Annotated in this window: 16 protein-coding genes; 3 read left to right on the top strand and 13 right to left on the bottom strand. The window is 59.9% G+C overall.

Translation table 11 applies throughout. The features are described from left to right. Positions 1-6 precede the first annotated feature (6 nt). Genes IM265_RS00160 through IM265_RS00140 form a run of 5 tightly spaced genes read right to left on the bottom strand, consistent with a single transcriptional unit; the run spans position 7 to position 4,781 of the window. Positions 7-777, bottom strand: a complete 771-nt coding sequence (locus tag IM265_RS00160; RefSeq protein ID WP_193031194.1) for a 3-hydroxybutyrate dehydrogenase — start codon at positions 775-777, stop codon at positions 7-9. A 10-nt stretch (positions 778-787) separates the two neighbouring features. Continuing rightward, positions 788-2,182 carry a GntP family permease gene (locus IM265_RS00155; RefSeq protein WP_202815537.1) on the bottom strand — a complete coding sequence of 465 codons (1,395 nt, stop codon included), beginning with the start codon at positions 2,180-2,182 and terminating at the stop codon, positions 788-790. 41 nt (positions 2,183-2,223) lie between these two features. Continuing rightward, the gene (locus IM265_RS00150; RefSeq protein WP_193031196.1) at positions 2,224-3,405 is read right to left on the bottom strand and encodes an acetyl-CoA C-acetyltransferase; all 1,182 of its coding nucleotides are present in this window, start codon (positions 3,403-3,405) and stop codon (positions 2,224-2,226) included. Between the two features lie 9 nt (positions 3,406-3,414). Then, positions 3,415-4,071, bottom strand: a complete 657-nt coding sequence (locus IM265_RS00145) for a CoA transferase subunit B (RefSeq protein WP_041910432.1) — start codon at positions 4,069-4,071, stop codon at positions 3,415-3,417. Positions 4,072-4,073: 2 nt separating this feature from the next. After that, positions 4,074-4,781 (bottom strand): CoA transferase subunit A, encoded by a 708-nt coding sequence (locus IM265_RS00140; protein ID WP_049000745.1) that lies wholly within the window; start codon positions 4,779-4,781, stop codon positions 4,074-4,076. Between the two features lie 140 nt (positions 4,782-4,921). On the opposite strand from IM265_RS00140, the gene IM265_RS00135 reads away from it, so the two are divergent. After that, the gene (locus IM265_RS00135; protein WP_032644866.1) at positions 4,922-5,845 is read left to right on the top strand and encodes a LysR family transcriptional regulator; all 924 of its coding nucleotides are present in this window, start codon (positions 4,922-4,924) and stop codon (positions 5,843-5,845) included. On the opposite strand, the gene IM265_RS00130 is transcribed toward IM265_RS00135, so the two are convergent. The 8 genes from IM265_RS00130 to IM265_RS00095 form a co-directional block, all read right to left on the bottom strand. Continuing rightward, entirely contained in the window at positions 5,812-6,591 is a 780-nt protein-coding gene (locus IM265_RS00130; protein ID WP_193031198.1) for a heme ABC transporter ATP-binding protein, read from the bottom strand. The two genes, IM265_RS00135 and IM265_RS00130, sit on opposite strands and share 34 nt — an antisense overlap. Further along, the gene (locus IM265_RS00125; protein WP_045261574.1) at positions 6,584-7,576 is read right to left on the bottom strand and encodes an iron ABC transporter permease; all 993 of its coding nucleotides are present in this window, start codon (positions 7,574-7,576) and stop codon (positions 6,584-6,586) included. The genes IM265_RS00130 and IM265_RS00125 overlap by 8 nt, the downstream gene beginning before the upstream one ends. Further along, complete coding sequence (locus tag IM265_RS00120) at positions 7,576-8,397, bottom strand: hemin ABC transporter substrate-binding protein (RefSeq protein WP_028012830.1); 822 nt, start codon at positions 8,395-8,397, stop codon at positions 7,576-7,578. Before IM265_RS00120 ends, IM265_RS00125 begins: the two co-directional genes overlap by 1 nt. Next, positions 8,394-9,422: a hematinate-forming heme oxygenase ChuS gene (gene chuS, locus IM265_RS00115; protein WP_045630149.1), complete on the bottom strand. Its 1,029-nt coding sequence runs from the start codon at positions 9,420-9,422 to the stop codon at positions 8,394-8,396. Before chuS ends, IM265_RS00120 begins: the two co-directional genes overlap by 4 nt. A 35-nt stretch (positions 9,423-9,457) precedes the next feature. After that, positions 9,458-11,440 (bottom strand): TonB-dependent hemoglobin/transferrin/lactoferrin family receptor, encoded by a 1,983-nt coding sequence (locus tag IM265_RS00110; RefSeq protein ID WP_193031200.1) that lies wholly within the window; start codon positions 11,438-11,440, stop codon positions 9,458-9,460. Positions 11,441-11,512: 72 nt separating this feature from the next. Then, complete coding sequence (gene hemP, locus IM265_RS00105; RefSeq protein ID WP_193031202.1) at positions 11,513-11,701, bottom strand: hemin uptake protein HemP; 189 nt, start codon at positions 11,699-11,701, stop codon at positions 11,513-11,515. A gap of 212 nt (positions 11,702-11,913) precedes the next feature. Continuing rightward, positions 11,914-12,960: a 3-deoxy-7-phosphoheptulonate synthase AroH gene (gene aroH, locus IM265_RS00100; RefSeq protein WP_028012834.1), complete on the bottom strand. Its 1,047-nt coding sequence runs from the start codon at positions 12,958-12,960 to the stop codon at positions 11,914-11,916. Positions 12,961-13,112: 152 nt separating this feature from the next. Then, positions 13,113-13,946, bottom strand: coding sequence for a pyruvate, water dikinase regulatory protein (locus tag IM265_RS00095; protein ID WP_028012835.1), 834 nt, complete (start codon positions 13,944-13,946; stop codon positions 13,113-13,115). A 335-nt stretch (positions 13,947-14,281) separates the two neighbouring features. On the opposite strand from IM265_RS00095, the gene ppsA reads away from it, so the two are divergent. Further along, positions 14,282-16,660: a phosphoenolpyruvate synthase gene (gene ppsA / locus IM265_RS00090; RefSeq protein ID WP_028012836.1), complete on the top strand. Its 2,379-nt coding sequence runs from the start codon at positions 14,282-14,284 to the stop codon at positions 16,658-16,660. Between the two features lie 234 nt (positions 16,661-16,894). After that, positions 16,895-18,295 (top strand): MFS transporter, encoded by a 1,401-nt coding sequence (locus tag IM265_RS00085; RefSeq protein ID WP_163332439.1) that lies wholly within the window; start codon positions 16,895-16,897, stop codon positions 18,293-18,295.

The raw sequence follows: 18,295 nt of genomic DNA, 5'->3' as shown, positions 1-18,295 counted from the left end.
TGTTCATCACTGAGCAACCCAGCCGCCATCCATATTCCACGCAGCGCCGCGAACGTTCACGGCGCCGTCGCTGCACAAAAACAGCGCCAGCTCGCCCAGCTGTTCCGGGGTAACAAACTCCCCTGAAGGCTGTTTCTCCGCCAGAAGCTGTTCGCGAGCCTGCTCCGGCGGTACGCCGTCCGCGATACGTTTGTCGATTTGCTGCTGCACCAGCGGGGTCAGTACCCAGCCGGGGCAAATCGTATTGGCGGTAATACCCGTGCGGGCGGTTTCCAGCGCCAGGGATTTGGTAAAGCCCACCACGCCGTGCTTGGCCGCAACGTAGGCCGATTTCTCTTTCGACGCGACCAGCCCGTGAACGGAGGCGATATTGATGACGCGCCCCCAGTTTTTATCCCGCATGGTCGGCAGCGCCAGCCGGCTGGTGTGAAACACCGCGGAAAGATTAATGGCGATAATGTCGTTCCATTTCTCTACCGGGAAGGCGTCAACCGGAGCCACGTGCTGGATCCCGGCGTTGTTCACAAGAATGTCCACGCCGCCAAACTGCGATTCGGCGTAGCGCATCATGGCCTCAATCTGCAATACGTCCCGCAGATCCGCATCGTGATAGCCCGGCTTTTTGCCCAGTTGCGCAATCTCTTCCCGTGCCGATGCGCTGTCGCCGAAGCCGTTGAGGATCAGCTGCGCGCCCGCCTTCGCCAGCACGCAGGCGATCCCCAGACCAATGCCGCTGGTTGAGCCGGTGACCAGGGCGGTTTTACCGTTCAGATTCATTTTTCTCTCCTTACACAATGCCGGTCAGATAGAACACGGCAATGACAAAAAGTACTGCCAGACTTTTAATGATGGTGATAGCGAAAATGCCGCCGTAGGCCTGGCGATGGCTCAGGCCGGTGATAGCCAGCAGAGTAATCACCGCCCCGTTATGGGGAAGGGTATCCATCCCGCCGCTCGCCATCGAGGCCACGCGGTGCAGCACCTCAAGCGGGATATTGGCCGCATGGGCGGCGGCGACAAACGAGTCGGACATGGCGGCAAGGGCAATACTCATACCGCCGGACGCCGAACCGGTGATCCCCGCGAGCACGGTCACGCTGATGGCCTCATTCAGCAGCGGATTCGGAATGGCCGCCAGCGCTTTGGATAACACCAGGAACCCAGGCAGCGCCGCGATAACCGCGCCGAAACCGTATTCCGAGGCGGTATTCATCGCCGCCAGAATGGCTCCGCTCACCGCCGTTCGGCTGCCTTCAGCCAGACGCCCCCGGATATTGCGAAAGCCAAAAATCAGCACCAGCACGATACCGGCGATCAGCGCCGCCTCCACGGCCCAGATGGCGGTGATCTTGCCCACCTCGGTCACAATCGGTTTCGCCAGGCCGGGCAGGGTAAGCTCGTGACTCACGCCGTACCAGCCGGGGATCCAGCGGGTAAACAGCAGGTTCAGTATGCCCACCACCAGCAGCGGGGAGATAGCAATCAGCGGATGCGGGAGATTAATGTTATCCGGCGTCTCGGGTTCATTTTTCAGATCCGTGCCGTAACCCTCGTTGTTGCTGAGCGCCTTCCGGCGCTGGCGCTCCAGCCAGAGCAGGCCAAAGACGATAATAAACAGAGAGCCGATAAGCCCCAGCCACGGGGCCGCCCAGGCGTTCGTGCCGAAGAAGCTGGTGGGGATGATATTCTGGATCTGCGGCGTGCCGGGCAGGGCGTCCATGGTAAACGAGAATGCCCCCAGCGCCACGGTGGCCGGGATCAGCCGTTTAGGGATACCGCTCTGGCGAAACAGCTCGGCGGCAAACGGGTACACCGCAAACGCCACCACGAACAGCGAAACGCCGCCGTAGGTTAACAGCGCGCACACCAGGACAATCACCGGGATAGCGTGTCGACGCCCGAGGATCTGGATTGCGGCGGCGACGATGGAGCGTGAGAAGCCGGAAAGCTCAATCAGCTTGCCAAACACTGCACCCAGCAGGAACACCGGGAAGTAGAGCTTGACGAAGCCCACCATCTTTTCCATAAACAGGCCGGTAAACGTCGGGCCGACGGCACCCGGATCGGTCAGCAGCACGGCACCGAGCGCCGCGATCGGCGCAAACAAAATAACGCTGTATCCGCGGTAGGCCGCCAGCATCAGCAGTGCCAGCGCCGCCAGGGCTATTAACACACTCATTATGACTCCTCACTTTACTTATTATTCGGGTACCAACGAGAGGTTTAACGCTCGACGGTCAGGGCAATGCCTTGTCCGCCGCCTACGCACAGGGTGACGAGCCCTTTTTTGACGTCACGGCGCTGCATTTCGTACAGCAGGGTCACGAGGATTCGGCAGCCGGAAGCACCAATCGGATGGCCCAGGGCGATGGCACCGCCGTTAACGTTGACCTTGTGCTCATCCCAGCCGAGCTGCTGGCCCACCGCCAGCGCCTGGGCGGCAAAGGCTTCATTGGCTTCAATGAGGTCCACCTCGTCGAGTGTCCAGCCCGCCCGCGCCAGCGCCGTCCGGCAGGCGCTGACCGGGCCCATGCCCATTACTGACGGGTCAACGCCCGTCACGGCGTAACTCACGATGCGGCCAAGGACAGGCAATCCGCTCTCCCGCGCCTTTTCCTCGCTCATCAGCAGCACCGCGGCGGCACCGTCGTTGAGCGTGGAGGCATTCCCCGCCGTGACGGTGCCTTCCTCGTGCAAAAAGGCGGGACGCAACTGCGCAAGCTGCTCTGCGGTAGTGCCTGGTCGGGGCTGTTCGTCACGATCAATAACCAGCGGCGGCTTTTTACCCTGTTTCACCGTCACCGGCGCTATCTCGGCGTCAAGCCGGCCGGACTCAATGGCGGACGCCGCTTTTTGCTGCGAGCGGGCGGCGAAGGCGTCCTGCTGCTCGCGGGAAATGTCATACTCGCGGGCGACGTTTTCAGCGGTGATCCCCATGTGGTAATCGTTGAATGCGTCCCACAGGCCGTCGGTAATCATGCTGTCCTTGAGACCCGCATGCCCGAAACGCAGCCCGGCACGTGCGCCGTCCAGCAGATACGGGGCGTTGCTCATGCTCTCCTGACCGCCGGCGATAACCACCTCCGCGTCGCCGCAGCGGATCGCCTGGGCGGCGAGCTGGACCGCTTTTAAGCCCGCGCCGCACACCAGGTTGACGGTGGTCGCCGGCGTGCTGACGGGCAACCCGGCGTCGATGGCCGTCTGGCGGGCGGGGTTTTGCCCGCATCCGGCCGTCAGAACCTGGCCGAAAATCAGTTCGTCTACCTGTTCGGCGCTGAGACCACTGTTCTCCAGCAGGTGCCGTACCGTGACGGCCCCAAGCTCAACCGCAGAAAGGGACGAGAGCGATCCGCGAAAACTGCCAATGGGGGTTCGCGTTGCCCCGACAATCATGACCTTTTTCATGCTGACCCCTCAGGTGAAGCGCATCTCGCGCACGTCGTCCGCCACAATGATTTTCCCTGCCGTTTTACGCACGATCTCGTCAATACTGACGCCCGGGGCGTATTCCCGCAGGATGAACGCGCCGTCCTGAATTTCCAGCAGCGCGAGATCGGTCAGGACCCGACGGATACAGCCCGCGCCCGTGAGCGGCAGCGTGCAGCGCGGCAGCAGCTTCGACTCACCGCTCTTTGAGGCGTGGGTCATCACCACAATGATGTTCTGCGCCCCGGCAACGAGATCCATCGCGCCGCCCATGCCCTTCACCATCTTTCCGGGGATCATCCACGAGGCGATGTTGCCCTCCACGTCCACTTCAAATGCGCCCAGCACGGTCAGGTCCACGTGGCCGCCGCGGATCATGGCAAACGACTGGGCCGAGTCGAAAATGGCCGCGCCGGTCCGCGCGGTCACGGTCTGTTTACCGGCGTTGATCATGTCAGGATCAAGGGTCTGCTCGTCGGGAAAAGCCCCCATCCCCAGCAGGCCGTTTTCCGACTGCAGCATCACGTCCATCCCGTCCGGAATGTAGTTCGCCACCAGGGTAGGGATGCCGATCCCCAGGTTGACGTAATAACCGTCGCGCAGCTCGCGGGCGACGCGCATGGCCATCTGTTCACGGGTTAACATCGTCACACTCCTTGCGCGCGCAGGGTGCGCTGCTCAATGCGTTTTTCAAACTGGCCGACAATCAGCCTGTCGACGTAAATTCCCGGGGTGTGAATGGCCGACGGGGGCAGTTCACCCGGCGGAACAATCTCTTCCACCTCCACCACCGTGATCCGGCCCGCCGTTGCCATCAGCGGATTAAAGTTTTGCGCGGTATGGCGATAGATGACGTTGCCGTACCAGTCCGCTTTCCAGCCCTTGATCAGCGCGAAATCGCCGACGATCGCCTCCTCGAGGATGTAGTGCTTCCCCGCGAACTGGCGCACGTCCTTGCCGGTCGCCACGGGCGTGCCGTAGCCGGTGGCCGTATAAAACGCCGGAATACCGGCCCCGCCCGCGCGCACCTTTTCCGCCAGCGTGCCCTGCGGCGTAAGCTCAATTTCCAGCTCGCCGCTCAGCACCTGCTGCTCAAACAGCGCGTTCTCGCCGACGTAAGAGGCCACCACTTTGCGAACCTGCCGCGTTTCGAGCAGTATCCCCAGGCCGAATCCATCCACGCCGCAGTTGTTTGACACCACGGTCAAATCTCTCACCTGACGGCGCCGGACCTCCGCAATCAGGTTCTCCGGAATGCCGCACAGGCCGAAGCCGCCCGCCAGTAAGGTCATTCCGTCCGTCAGCCCCTCCAGCGCCTGCGCATAGCTGCCGACGCGCTTATCCAGTCCTGCCATAGTCATCCCTCCCATTAACCGTGCCGGTATCATTAGGGGCGGCGACTCATTTGTTAATTTTGAATTTGTGAGCCACTCATTTGGTTTTCTTATTAATTTCCTGTTAACTAATTGCTTTCAATTAGTTAACAGGGTGAAAAATGAGAATGAGTGTCAAACAGTTACGCGCGTTTTTAGCGGTAGCTCACACTCTCAATTTCGCGCACGCCAGCGAACGCTTAAATCTCTCCCAGCCGGCCCTGAGCCTGACGATTAAAAGTCTGGAAGACGCGCTCGGCGGCCCGCTGCTGCAGCGGAGCACGCGCAAGGTTGCCCTTACGCAGGAAGGAGAGACGTTTCTGCCGATGGCGCGGCAACTCCTTGCCGACTGGGATAATGTGGAGGAGGCGATGCACCAGTGCTTTACCCTGCAGCGCGGCAAAATCTCGGTCGCGGCGATGCCGTCATTTGCCGCCAACGTTTTACCGGAGGTGCTCAAGGCGTTTCGCGATCGCCACGCCGGGATCAACGTCACCGTGCATGACGTCATTAACGAGCAGGTGATTGAGATGGTGCGGGAAGGGCGGGTTGAGATGGGGATCGCCTTTGAGCCGGCCCCCACGCACAACCTGCTGTTTACGCCGCTGGGGCTCGACAGGTTTGTCGCCATTGTGCCGAAGGACTCCGCGCTGGCGGGCAAAAAGCGGCTGGCCTGGGAAGAGCTACTGACGCTGGATTTTATTACCCTGCAGCGCCCGTCGGCGGTACGTCTGATGATGGAGGAGGAGCTGGCCCGAAGCGGCAGAAAGCTGGACGTGGCGCTGGAGAGTCATCAACTGGTGACGGTAGGTCGGATGGTCGCCAGCGGGCTGGGCGGCAGTGCCGTACCGGCGCTCTGCGAAGCGCAGATGACTGCGCTGGGCGCGGTCTGTATACCGCTGGATAATCCGCCCATTGAAAAGTGCATCGGAGCAATCCATCCTGGGCACACGCAGCTCTCTAAAGCGGCGCATGCCCTGCTGGAAACGCTGAAGGATTTTTACCAGCCCGCTCACGGGGCGAGAAATACCTGCGGTACGGGGTGATCCGGATGGCTGCCGACACGCACCTGCGCGCCGTACCAGCGCGCCAGCGTCCCGGCCTGCAGCACGTCCTCCGGTGTACCACTGGAGACCAGCCTGCCGTTGTGCAACAGCAGAATGCGATCCGCCCACAGCGCCGCCAGATTGAGATCGTGCAGCACCACGCACACGTGGAGATGACCCCGACGGGTCAGGGATTTCATCAGGCGCAGCAGATGCTGCTGGTGGTAGAGATCCAGCGCGGAGGTGGGCTCATCAAGAAACAGCCAGCCGCGCGGGGCTCCGTCGCACCAGAGCTGGGCCAGCGCGCGGGCGAGCTGGATCCGCTGCTGCTCGCCGCCGGAGAGCGTTGAATAGCGTCTGCCCGCCAGCGGTAGACAGCCCGTTATCTCCATCACTTCCTCAACTACCGAAGCTTCAGGGGAGCGAGTCCAGGGTGCGCGTCCCATACCGACCACCGCGTCCACCGGCCAGTCGAATCCGGGCTGAGTATTCTGGCGCATCACCGCCCGGTAGCGCGCGAGGGTATCCGGCAGCCAGTCCGCAAGCGGCGTTCCGGCCAGAGTGCAGCGTCCGCTTGCGGGCTTGAGATAGCCGGTAAGCAGCCGCAATAACGTCGATTTCCCGGCACCGTTGGGGCCAATCAGGGCGACCAGCTCACCCTGAGAGAGGGTAAGCGACACATCGTCGATCAGCGTCCGCTGCCCGGCGTGAAAGAAAATCTTCTCTGCACAATAGCGTTCAGCCATGCGTACCTCCGCGACGAAAGATAAGCCACAGGAACCACGGCGCGCCGAGAAGGCTGGTCAATAACCCGACGGGCATCTCCGCCGGAGAGACCAGGGTGCGCGCCAGCGTGTCGGCAACCAGCAGCAGCAGCGCACCGGCCAGCACCGAGCCGGGTACGACGGCCCGGTGGTCGGCCCCCAGCCACATGCGCATCAGGTGCGGCACCACAAGGCCAATAAAGCCGATCACGCCGCTGACGGCTACCGCCGCGGCAACCAGCAGGGCGCTGCACAGCAGCAGGATCCGCTGTACCATCGCGACATCCACCCCGAGATAGTGCGCCTCTTCATCGCCCAGCTGCAGCAGATTGAGCGGGGCGGCCAGCCGCCAGATAATCAGCACCGCGGGCACCATCAGCGACGTTACCGCCAGCAGGGTGGACCACTGCGCCTGCCCGAGGCTGCCCATTCCCCAGAGGGAAAGCTGGCGAAGCTGGGCATCGTTGCTGAGCCATGAGAGCACCCCGACGGCCGCGCCGCACAGGGCGTTGATGGCGATCCCCACCAGCAGCAGGCGGGACAGGGAGCCGTGACGCTGCTGGCTGAGCAGGAAGATAATAACGGTTGCGGCCAGCGCGCCGAGGAACGCCGCGAGCATCGGGGCATACAGCATCAGCAGGGCAGGTAACGCGGCGGGAATGACCACCCACAGCGCCACCGCCAGCGCCGCGCCGCTGCTGATCCCCAGCAGACCCGGGTCTGCCAGCGGGTTGCGGAAAAGCCCCTGCATCACACAGCCGGCCAGCGCCAGCGCTCCGCCAATCACCAGCGCCAGCAGTACGCGGGGCAGGCGAATGGTAAGCCAGATCTGACGCATGGCCTCATCGCTGCCGCTCCACAGCAGGCTGACCGGCAGGTGCAGCGCCCCAAACCCGGTCGCGGTGAGCGTCATGATGCTCAGGATCGCGGCCAGCATCCACAACGACAAGGCGATCCGCCGGGACATCAGGGCAGTTGCTCCGCTTTGGCGCGCAGCTGCTGGATGGCATCCGGCGTTCGCACGCTGAAGCCCAGCAGCGCCATATCATCAATCGCCAGCACCTGCCTGTTCCGTCCCGCCGGGGTTTGCGCCAGACCGGGCAGCTTCCACAGGTTTTCTTCGCCGCCCAGCGCGTTCACGCCGTCCTGCGAAATCACCACCAGATCGGGCTGGCTGGCAATGACCCCTTCCTGAGACAGCGGCTGATAGCGGGTGAATCCCTGCATCGCGTTCTGCAGCCCGGCGGCACGGATGGCAGCGTCTGCGCCGGTCTGCTGCCCGGCGGCCATTGCGGTCATTCCCCCGTGGTTGAGGATAAACAGCACCCGCTTGTTGAGGGGAGCGGAGGGCAGGGCCGCCAGCGCCTGACGCAGCGTGTGGCGCAGGGCTTCCCCCTCGGCTTCACGGTGCGTAGCGTTGGCAATCACCCGAACCTTTTCGTCAATGACGCTCAGGTCGTTGCGGCCGGGAACGGTTACTACCCTGACGTGACTTTGTTCAACCTGCTTCAACGCCAGAGACGGCTGCGCCTGGTCGCTGGCCAGCACCAGCGTGGGGCGCATGGACAAAATGCCTTCGGCGTTAAGCTGGCGTAAATATCCCACGTCAGGCAGATCATTTGCCGCCTGCGGCCACTGGCTGGTGCTGTCGCGCGCGACCAGCGAAGACTGCGCGCCAAGCGCGTAGACAATCTCCGTCACGTCGCCGCCAAGGGCGACAATTTTCTCCTGCGCAGCGGCAAACGCCACCAGAGGCAGGGCGCTCAGCAGGGCTAACCATGTTTTCATGCGGCCAGCCCTTTTGGCGTCAGGGCGTCAATCTGGCTGCGCCACTGGCTCTGCTCCGGCTCACCTTCGGTACGCTGGCCGTAAAGCTGGGCGATTTGCGTGCCGTCGGCGGCAAACAGCTCCAGGCTCGTGACGTGACCGTCAGCCGTGGGCTTGCGCGTCACCCAGCTCTCTGCGATCGTCTCCTCCAGCAGATGCAGGGTAAAGGCAGGGTTAAAGACGTTCAGCCAGCCTTTCATCGGCACGACTTTTTCCACCGCGCCGGTGAAGATCTGCACGCAGCCGCGGTTGCCGACGAAGACCATGATTTCGTTGCCGTCCCGGCGTGCCGCTTCCAGCAGCTGTGCCAGCGCGCTGTTCTCCACCTTACAGGCCAGGTCGTCGCCCACCAGGCGAAACGCCTGCTGACGGCTGAGATTGTGGCGCTTGAGCAGGCTGAAGAACTGATGCACGTCGGTCATGGCGCGCCACTCTTTGTCCACGAGCGCGGCATCCGCGTTTTCGGCGTGAGCCGGGACATCCCCAGCGCTCAGCTCAAGCGGCGGGTTATCGGCAAAGATAAAGCGGGTCAGCACGTCTCCCCAGGCGGCGAGGTCGGTATTGTCCGTGGTGTAGACCTTCAGCACCGCATCGCCCTGACGATCGAAGAACTGAATGCTCTGTCGCTCGCCGCGGGCGGTGGTTTCGCTGAGGTGAAACGCGCTCGCCCACTGGTTGAGGAACAGGCGCAGATCCAGCGCGCGCGGGTTCAGCACCAGCCCGGCGTGGCCGTTCAGGTGTTGGTTGGTGAAGCTGCCCACCTGCTCGTGAACGGCATACTCGTTGCGGCAGATGCACTTGGTTTCACCCACGGCTTCCAGCGCGCCCAGAATATCGCGGATTTCGCCGCGTAATCGCCAGGCGTCATGGCCCACGCGGGAAAAGGTCAGCTCCGCTTCGCTGATGTTCATTAACCCTGCGATGTCTCGCGCATACTTACCCGGATTTTCTTCTTTTAGCTCAAGCCAGCGTGCGTAGTGATGCATTGTCTTATCCTTCTGAAGAGTGGCCCCGAAGGGAATTACCACTGATAGCTTACGAAAATCTTGCCGTTACGACCGTCCTGCGGAATACCCTGCGGAGACCAGTACTCCTTATCGAAGGCGTTGCCGAGCACCAGCGTGGTGGTGACGCCCTTGAGCTGCTCCTGGCCCTTATAGCTGACGTAGAAATCGTTAACCGCATAGCCCGGCTGCTTGCTGTAGCTGCTGCTGACGTGGGTTGAGCGATCGGCAAAGGTGCCGATCCAGCCCACGGAGAAACCGCTTTGCGCCACCGGAACGTCCAGCTTGCTGGTGACGGTATCCGGGTTGATGCTGGAGATGTATTCCCCGGTATCGGTATCTTTCCCGCGGGTGCGGTTATAGGCCACGTCGAGGCTAAACAGATCGGCCGAGTATTTTGCCATCATGTCCCAGCCCCAGATTTTGGCGTTCGGAACGTTGTACGACATGGTGGTCGCGGCGGCAAAATCGACGGTTGTGGAGATATAGTCTTTGGCTTTGGTATCGAAATAGCTGGCCTTAAACTCCAGCGCGTCGTTGGTAAGCAGCAGATCGTCAAAGCGCAGGCCAAAACCAAACTCCTGCGTTTCGTTGGTTTCCGGGCGCAGGTTCGGGTTCGGCACCCAGTAGTTGGTGTAGAAGCGGCCAATGGAGAAGTGTTTGGCGTCATTATACATCTCACCCATGGTCGGCGCGCGGAAGGCCTGCGCGTAAGATCCGAACAGCATCAGCCAGTCGGTCGGGCTGACGGTCAACCCGGCGCGGGAGGACCATTTATCGGCGTTGACGTCATCGTAGCCATTGCTGCTGCCGCGGTAGTTGTCATACCGCGTGCCGCCCAGCAAGGTGATCGGCAGATCGCGCAGGGTGATTTCATCCTGCAGCCAGCCGGAGCTGAAGTCGATTTTCGCCTCCGGGAAGCCGGTCGTGGCCCCGCCCGGACGCTGCTCCTGACGATAATATTCTCCGCCGTAGGTCAGCAGGTGAGAGGCAAAAGAGTCGCTGAACAGGCGGGTACGGTTTTCCACCTTGCCGCCTTTGGTGGTCTGCTTGCGGAACTCGCCGGTGCTGTCGATGTTCTGGGCATTAATGCGCGCTTCGGACCAGTAAACCTTCGCATCGGCGTTCAGCCAGTCGTATCCTTCCGGCGCAATGTGGTAGCCAACCTGCGCATCGCGCTGGATGGTGGAGCGGTCGGTCATCGGGTTGCTGCTATTGGCATCAGAGGTTTGCGGGTTTTTCGGCTCCTGCGCGGCGTTGTTGTAGTAGCGCAGGGCGCCGCTCAGGGTCTGGGCCTGGTCGATTTTCCAGCTGCCTTTCGCCAGCATGTTATTGATGGATTCGTCGTTCGGCGCCGTCGCACCGTCGCTCTGGCGGATATCGCCGCGGTCGCGGCTGGACCACGATACCAGGCCGTCCAGGGTATCGGTACGGCCATAGGCGCTGGCCCCCAGGCCGAGGCTGTGGTCCCCCGTTGCGCCGGTACCAAACACGCGATAACCGCTGTTTTTGCCCGGTTCCAGCAGATCTTTGGCGTCAACGGTGTCATAGGAGATGACGCCACCCAGCGCGCCGCTGCCGTAGAGCAGCGCAGACGGACCGCGCACCACTTCAATACGTTTAATCAGCGCCGGATCGAGGAACGTGCTGTTGAGGTGCCCGGTGTCGGTACCCTGGCGCACGCCGTCGACCAGCACCAGAACGCCGCGGCGGTCGTAGCCGCGCAGGTTAACGTCCTGACCGTTGGTGCGGCCGGTGCCGTCCAGCGTCAGACCGGGCACGTTGCGCAGCAGGTCGGCGGCAGAGCTGGCGGTCTGTTTTTCCGGGGCGGTGGCGTCAACCACGCTCACCATCATCGGGGCTTCGAAGGCGCTACGGGCGTTGCCTGTGGCGGTGACGGTTATTTCATCTGCGGCAGCAAACGCGGCGCCCGGCAGGGTGCTGACAATCGCCAGCGCCAGAAGGGACGGGCGTAAACGTGCGGTATGCAGGTGTAGCATAGCAACTCTCCATAAAGTATCGAAAGCGCTGGCTGCCTGGGGATCACCTGGGTGGCTGGCGAAAGTTTTGGTTTATTTTGTGAGGATCAGTTTTCCGGCATTCGTCTGGCGCAGCAGATACTGCTGGCCGTCATGCTCGATAATCACCCGGCCCTCATCACCCAGCAGCGTTTTGCTGTCGATGCGACGATCGGTGGAAGCAGGGGATGGCGCTGTGTGTGTTTTTACTGGCGTTGCCGCGCTGTTATCGGTCGGTGACATAATGTTTATAAATAACAATCAATGTAACAATGATAATCATTATCAATAAACTGCAAATTCACGGCAAGCGTTTTTGTGAAAATTGTGTGACGGGATCAAATTCAGGGGGAAGCGATGCGGCCTGATGCCCTCACCCCAACCCTCTCCCACGGGGAGAGGAAGAAGGGCGAGAACCGTAGGTCGGGTAAGCGCAGCGCCACCCGACAATAACATCAGAAGCGAGAATCAACCGCAGCTGCCAGCTTCTCCAGCAGCAGCTCGCTGTCTTCCCAGCTCAGGCACGGGTCGGTGATCGACTGGCCGTATACCATCTGCTGTCCGGCAACGATTTTCTGCGTGCCTTCTTTGATAAAGCTTTCGGCCATGATCCCGGCAACGGCGGTCGAGCCGCTGCGGATCTGCTGACAGACCTCATCGCAGACGTCAAGCTGGCGGCGATGCTGCTTCTGGCAGTTGCCGTGGCTGAAATCTACCACCAGATGTTCCGGCAGGTCGAATTCGGCCAGCGTTTCACAGGCGGCAGCGATGTCTTGTGCATGGTAATTAGGCTTCTTCCCGCCACGCATAATGATATGCCCATACGGGTTACCGCTGGTCTGGTAGATGGTCATATGGCCGTTCTTGTCCGGCGACAGGAACATATGGCTGGCACGCGAGGCGCGGATCGCATCGACCGCAATCCGGGTGTTGCCGTCGGTCCCGTTTTTGAAGCCGACCGGACAGGAGAGGGCTGAGGCCATCTCGCGGTGGATTTGGCTTTCGGTAGTGCGCGCGCCAATCGCGCCCCAGCTGATCAGATCGGCGATAAACTGCCCGGTCACCATGTCGAGAAACTCGGTGGCCGTCGGCACGCCCAGCTCGTTGACCTGCAACAGCAGCTTGCGCGCCAGCTCGATGCCGTGGTTTACGCGATAGCTGCCGTTAAGGTCAGGGTCGGAAATCAGCCCCTTCCAGCCCACCACGGTACGCGGTTTTTCAAAGTAGGTGCGCATCACAATCTCCAGGCGATGCTGGTATTTTTCCCGCAGCCCCTGAAGTCGTTTTGCATAATCCATCGCGGCATCCAGATCGTGGATGGAGCAGGGCCCAATCACCACCAGAAGACGCTTGTCTTCACCATTGAGGATTTTTTCAATGCGGCGGCGGGAGGCCGTCACATGTTCCGCGACCGCGGCGGAAACGGGGTGCCGCTCGGCCAGTTCAGCCGGGGTGACCAGGCTGTCTATGCGCGCCGTGCGGAGTTCATCGGTTTTATTCATGACTTGTCTCAGAAAATTTTTGCTTCATCGGCAGACTACCGGGAAGTGATGGGCATCACATTAAACCAATCCCTGCTGATTTCAAGTTCGGGGCGACACCGCCCCGCTGTTGAAAAGGATGATACATGAATCCGAGCCAATGTACTAGCTTATTAGTACATGCGGCGATTAAGCCCCATGATGTCGAGAATTTTGGTGGCGATCTCTTCTACCGAATAGTTCGTGCTGTTCAGCCACGGGATCTGGTTTTTGCGGTACAGCGCTTCCACTTCGGAAACCTCCATGCGGCACTGACGCATCGAGGCGTAGCGGCTGTTCTCGCGGCGCTCTTCGCGGATCGCCGCGAGACGTTCCGGGTTAATCGTCAGGCCGAACAGCTTGTGCTGCAGCGGCTTGAGCGCAGCGGGCAGCACCAGGTTATCCATATCGTCGGCAATAAAGGGGTAGTTTGCGGCGCGGATGCCGAACTGCATCGCCAGATAGAGGCTGGTCGGCGTTTTGCCGCAGCGCGACACGCCGAGCAAAATCACCTGCGCCTGGTCGAGGTTGCGCAGCGAGATCCCATCGTCGTGCGCCAGGGTGTAGTCGATGGCGGCAATACGCGCGTCATATTTGGTCAGGTTGCCGGGGTTCAGCCCGTGGGTGCGGTGCGCGATAGGCGTCGGGTCTAGCTTAAGCTCGCTCTGGAGCGGGGCCACCAGCGCCTGCACGATATCCTGGCAAAAGCCTTCACTTTGCAGAATGATGTGGCGAATCTCAGGAATAACGATGGAGTAGAACACCAGCGGGCGCACGCCGGTCTGCTGGAAGATGGCGTCAATCTGGTCTTTCACCGCTTTGGCACGGCTCTCATTTTCCACAAACGGCAGCGTGATGCTGTTAATCGAAACGGGGAATTGCGACATCACCGCGTGGCCCAGCACCTCGGCGGTGATCGCCGTACCATCAGAAATATAAAAAACGTGACGATCGACAGCATTATCCATTTTACCCACCCTGAATATCATACCTAATTGTCTGAAAGCATAAATTAAAAAAGTTAATTGCACAGCAAAGAAGTTATCTGAATTTAAAATGAAATGATGTTTTTGATTTTCCTGAAAAGCGGATTTCATTTTTCAAATAGCGACTTTATTTTTGTGGTTTCTGGCTGAATATAGAGGAATCATCAGCTTATTGGCTGGTGGGAAACTATCCGAAAAGTTGAAAATTTAAATTGCTTACACGATTCACCGTTTTTTTAGCGCAAATAATTATGCCAGTATAAATACGTAGTCAGGTGTTACTTACTCCGATCAAATATCACAAAAGGATTGTTTCGATGTCCAACAATGGCTCGTCACCGCTGGTGCTTTGGTATAACCAACTCGGCATGAATGATGTAGACAGAGTTGGGGGCAAAAATGCCTCCCTGGGTGAAATGATTACAAATCTGTCCGGTATGGGTGTCTCCGTACCAAACGGGTTTGCCACGACCGCCGACGCGTTTAACCTGTTTTTAGACCAGAGCGGTGTAAACCAGCGCATTTACGACCTGCTGGATAAAACGGATATTGATGACGTCACCGAGCTTGCCAAAGCCGGGGCGCAGATCCGCCAGTGGATCATCGACACACCTTTCCAGCCGGAACTGGAAAAAGCTATCCATGACGCGTACAACCAGCTCTCCGCTGACGACGCGCAGGCCTCCTTTGCCGTACGTTCTTCCGCGACCGCAGAAGACATGCCGGACGCGTCGTTTGCCGGACAGCAGGAAACCTTCCTGAACGTTCAGGGCTACGATGCGGTGCTGGTGGCGGTGAAGCACGTATTTGCTTCCCTGTTCAACGACCGCGCCATCTCCTATCGCGTGCACCAGGGCTATGACCATCGCGGCGTGGCGCTCTCCGCGGGCGTGCAGCGTATGGTGCGCTCGGACGTGGGTTCCTCCGGCGTGATGTTCTCCATTGATACCGAATCCGGCTTCGACCAGGTGGTGTTCATCACCTCCGCGTGGGGCCTGGGTGAGATGGTCGTGCAGGGCGCGGTGAACCCTGACGAATTCTACGTACACAAGCCTACGCTTGCCGCGGGCCGTCCGGCGGTGGTGCGCCGCACCATGGGCTCGAAAAAAATCCGCATGATTTATGCCCCAACCCAGGAGCATGGCAAGCAGGTTAAGATTGAAGATGTGCCGCAGGAGCAGCGCGACCGCTTCTCCCTGACCGACGCCGAAGTGCAGGAGCTGGCGAAGCAGGCGGTGCAGATTGAGAAACACTATGGCCGTCCGATGGATATCGAATGGGCGAAAGACGGGAACACCGGCAAGCTGTTTATCGTTCAGGCGCGCCCGGAAACCGTTCGCTCTCGCGGCCAGGTGATGGAGCGTTATACGCTGCACGCGCAGGGTAAAATCGTGGCGGAAGGCCGCGCCATCGGTCACCGCATCGGTGCCGGTCCGGTCAAAGTGATCCACGACATCAGCGAGATGAACCGTATTGAGCCAGGCGACGTGCTGGTGACCGACATGACCGACCCGGACTGGGAACCGATCATGAAGAAAGCGTCGGCCATCGTCACCAACCGCGGCGGCCGTACCTGCCACGCGGCGATCATTGCCCGCGAACTGGGGATCCCGGCGGTTGTCGGCTGCGGTGACGCCACCGAGCGCATGAAGGACGGGCAGAACGTGACCGTCTCCTGTGCCGAAGGCGACACCGGCTACGTCTACGCCGATATCCTTGACTTCAGCGTGAAGAGCTCCAGCGTGGATACCATGCCGGATCTGCCGCTGAAGATCATGATGAACGTCGGTAACCCGGACCGCGCGTTTGACTTCGCCTGCCTGCCGAACGAAGGCGTGGGTCTGGCGCGTCTGGAATTCATCATTAACCGCATGATCGGCGTTCACCCGCGCGCGCTGCTGGAGTTTGACGACCAGGACGCGAAGCTGCAGAACGAAATCCGCGAGATGATGAAAGGTTACGACTCGCCGAAAGAGTTTTACGTCGGCCGTCTGACCGAAGGGATCGCCACGCTGGGCGCAGCGTTCTACCCGAAACGCGTGATTGTGCGTCTGTCTGACTTTAAGTCTAACGAATACGCTAACCTTGTGGGCGGCGAGCGCTACGAGCCGGAAGAAGAGAACCCGATGCTGGGCTTCCGCGGGGCCGGACGCTACGTGTCCGATAGCTTCCGCGACTGCTTCGCGCTGGAGTGCGAGGCGGTGAAACGCGTGCGCAACGACATGGGGCTGACCAACGTTGAAATCATGATCCCGTTCGTGCGTACCGTGGATCAGGCGAAAGCGGTGGTGGACGAGCTGGCGCGTCAGGGCCTGAAGCGCGGCGAAAACGGGCTGAAGATCATCATGATGTGTGAGATCCCGTCCAACGCCCTGCTGGCCGAGCAGTTCCTGGAGCACTTCGACGGCTTCTCTATCGGCTCGAACGACATGACTCAGCTGACGCTGGGCCTGGACCGCGACTCCGGCGTGGTTTCCGAGCTGTTCGACGAGCGTAACGAGGCGGTGAAAGCGCTGCTTTCCATGTCCATCCGCGCGGCGAAGAAGCAGGGTAAATACGTCGGGATTTGCGGTCAGGGTCCATCCGACCATGAAGACTTTGCCGCCTGGCTGATGGAAGAGGGGATTGACAGCCTCTCCCTGAACCCGGACACGGTAGTGCAAACCTGGCTGAGCCTGGCGGAACTGAACAAGTAACGGCAACACGATCGCAAAAAGGCGAGGATTTTATTCCTCGCCTTTTTTATTTCACCTCTAATTTGCTCCCCATCACAAATAATCTAAAAAACCAAATATCATAATTTGTCTGTTAATTAAGACAATTGTTAGTGCGCAACGCGTTGCTAATACTTGAGCCTTACTGCGCATTTCCCTTCAGATGATGCGCAACTGGTTGAAATACGTTTTAACCTGATAAAAAGGCAAATAACAATGACACTTTCCTCTGTATTGCGTACCAAAGATAAAATAGGTTATGGCTTAGGTGATATGGCCAGCGCGCTGGTCTGGCAAACGGCCACATTATTTCTTGCTTATTTCTATACCGACGTTTTTGGTTTGCCTGCCGCGATCATGGGTACCATGTTTTTAGTGGTGCGCGTGGTTGATGCGTTTGTCGACCCGTGTATTGGCGCGCTGGTTGACCGCACGCAGACGCGTCACGGCCGTTTCCGGCCCTGGCTGCTGTGGTTTGCTATTCCCTTTGGCGTAAGCTGCCTTATTACCTTCTACGTACCGGACGTCGGGCCGACGGCAAAAATTGTTTATGCCTGCGCGACCTACGCGATTTTAAGTCTGATTTACTCCGCCATTAACGTGCCTTACTGCGCCATGCCGGGCGCGCTGACGCTGGATCCGCGCGAGCGTCACTCCCTACAGTCGTGGCGCTTTGGCCTGTCATTTATTGGCGGGTTGATCGTAACGGTTATCGCTCTGCCGCTGGTCTCATTGTTGGGCCAGGGCAACGTGCAGAAAGGCTATTTCTTTGCCATGAGCCTGATGGGGCTGCTGGGAATTGTGCTGTTCTTTTGCTGTTTCCTGATGACCCGTGAGCGTTATTCCCCGCGCAATGATACCTCCGGCTCCATGCTCACCGATTTAAAACTGCTGGCCGGTAACAGTCAGTGGCGCATTGTGTTTGTGTTTAATATTTTGCTGTTAACGGCGGTGGTGACGCGCGGCTCTGCCACCATGTATTACGTCAACTATGTACTGTTGCGCCCTGAGCTGGTTTTTGCCTTTATTGTTTCTGGCATGGTGGCCTCGTTAAGCGGCGCGTTATTATCTGAACGCCTGCTGGGGAAATTTGACCGCGTGCGCGCTTATCAGTGGACGATAATGTCCTTCGTCATTTTCGGCGCGCTGATTTTCTTCCTGCCGCCTTCGCAGGTGTGGCTAATCTTTGGCCTTAACATCGTCTTTAGCTTTATTCAAAACCTCACCACGCCGCTCCAGTGGACCATGTTCTCTGATGTGGTCGACTACGAAGAGCATCGTAGCGGCCGCCGTCTGGACGGGCTGGTCTTCTCTACCGCGCTGTTCGCCATCAAGTTTGGCCTTGCGCTGGGCGGGGCGGTGGTCGGCTGGGTGCTCGGCATGGTGGATTACGCCCCTGGCCAGGCAGCCCAGGCGCCGCACGTGCTTTCCACCATCAACGCGCTGTTCACCCTTATTCCGTGCGCGCTGTTCCTCTGCATGGTGGCGCTGCTTTCCATCTACAAGCTCAACAGCAGGCTGGTGGATTCCATCGCCCGGGAGCTGGCCAGCAAGCGTGAGGTAAGACCCGACGCGGAGCAGCTCAGCCCGGCAACCCCTTCCGCACTACAGGAGTAA

This window comes from Enterobacter cloacae complex sp. P17RS (genome assembly GCF_014895885.1).
GTDB lineage: Bacteria > Pseudomonadota > Gammaproteobacteria > Enterobacterales > Enterobacteriaceae > Enterobacter > Enterobacter bugandensis.
This window is presented reverse-complemented; position numbering and strand designations above follow the sequence as displayed.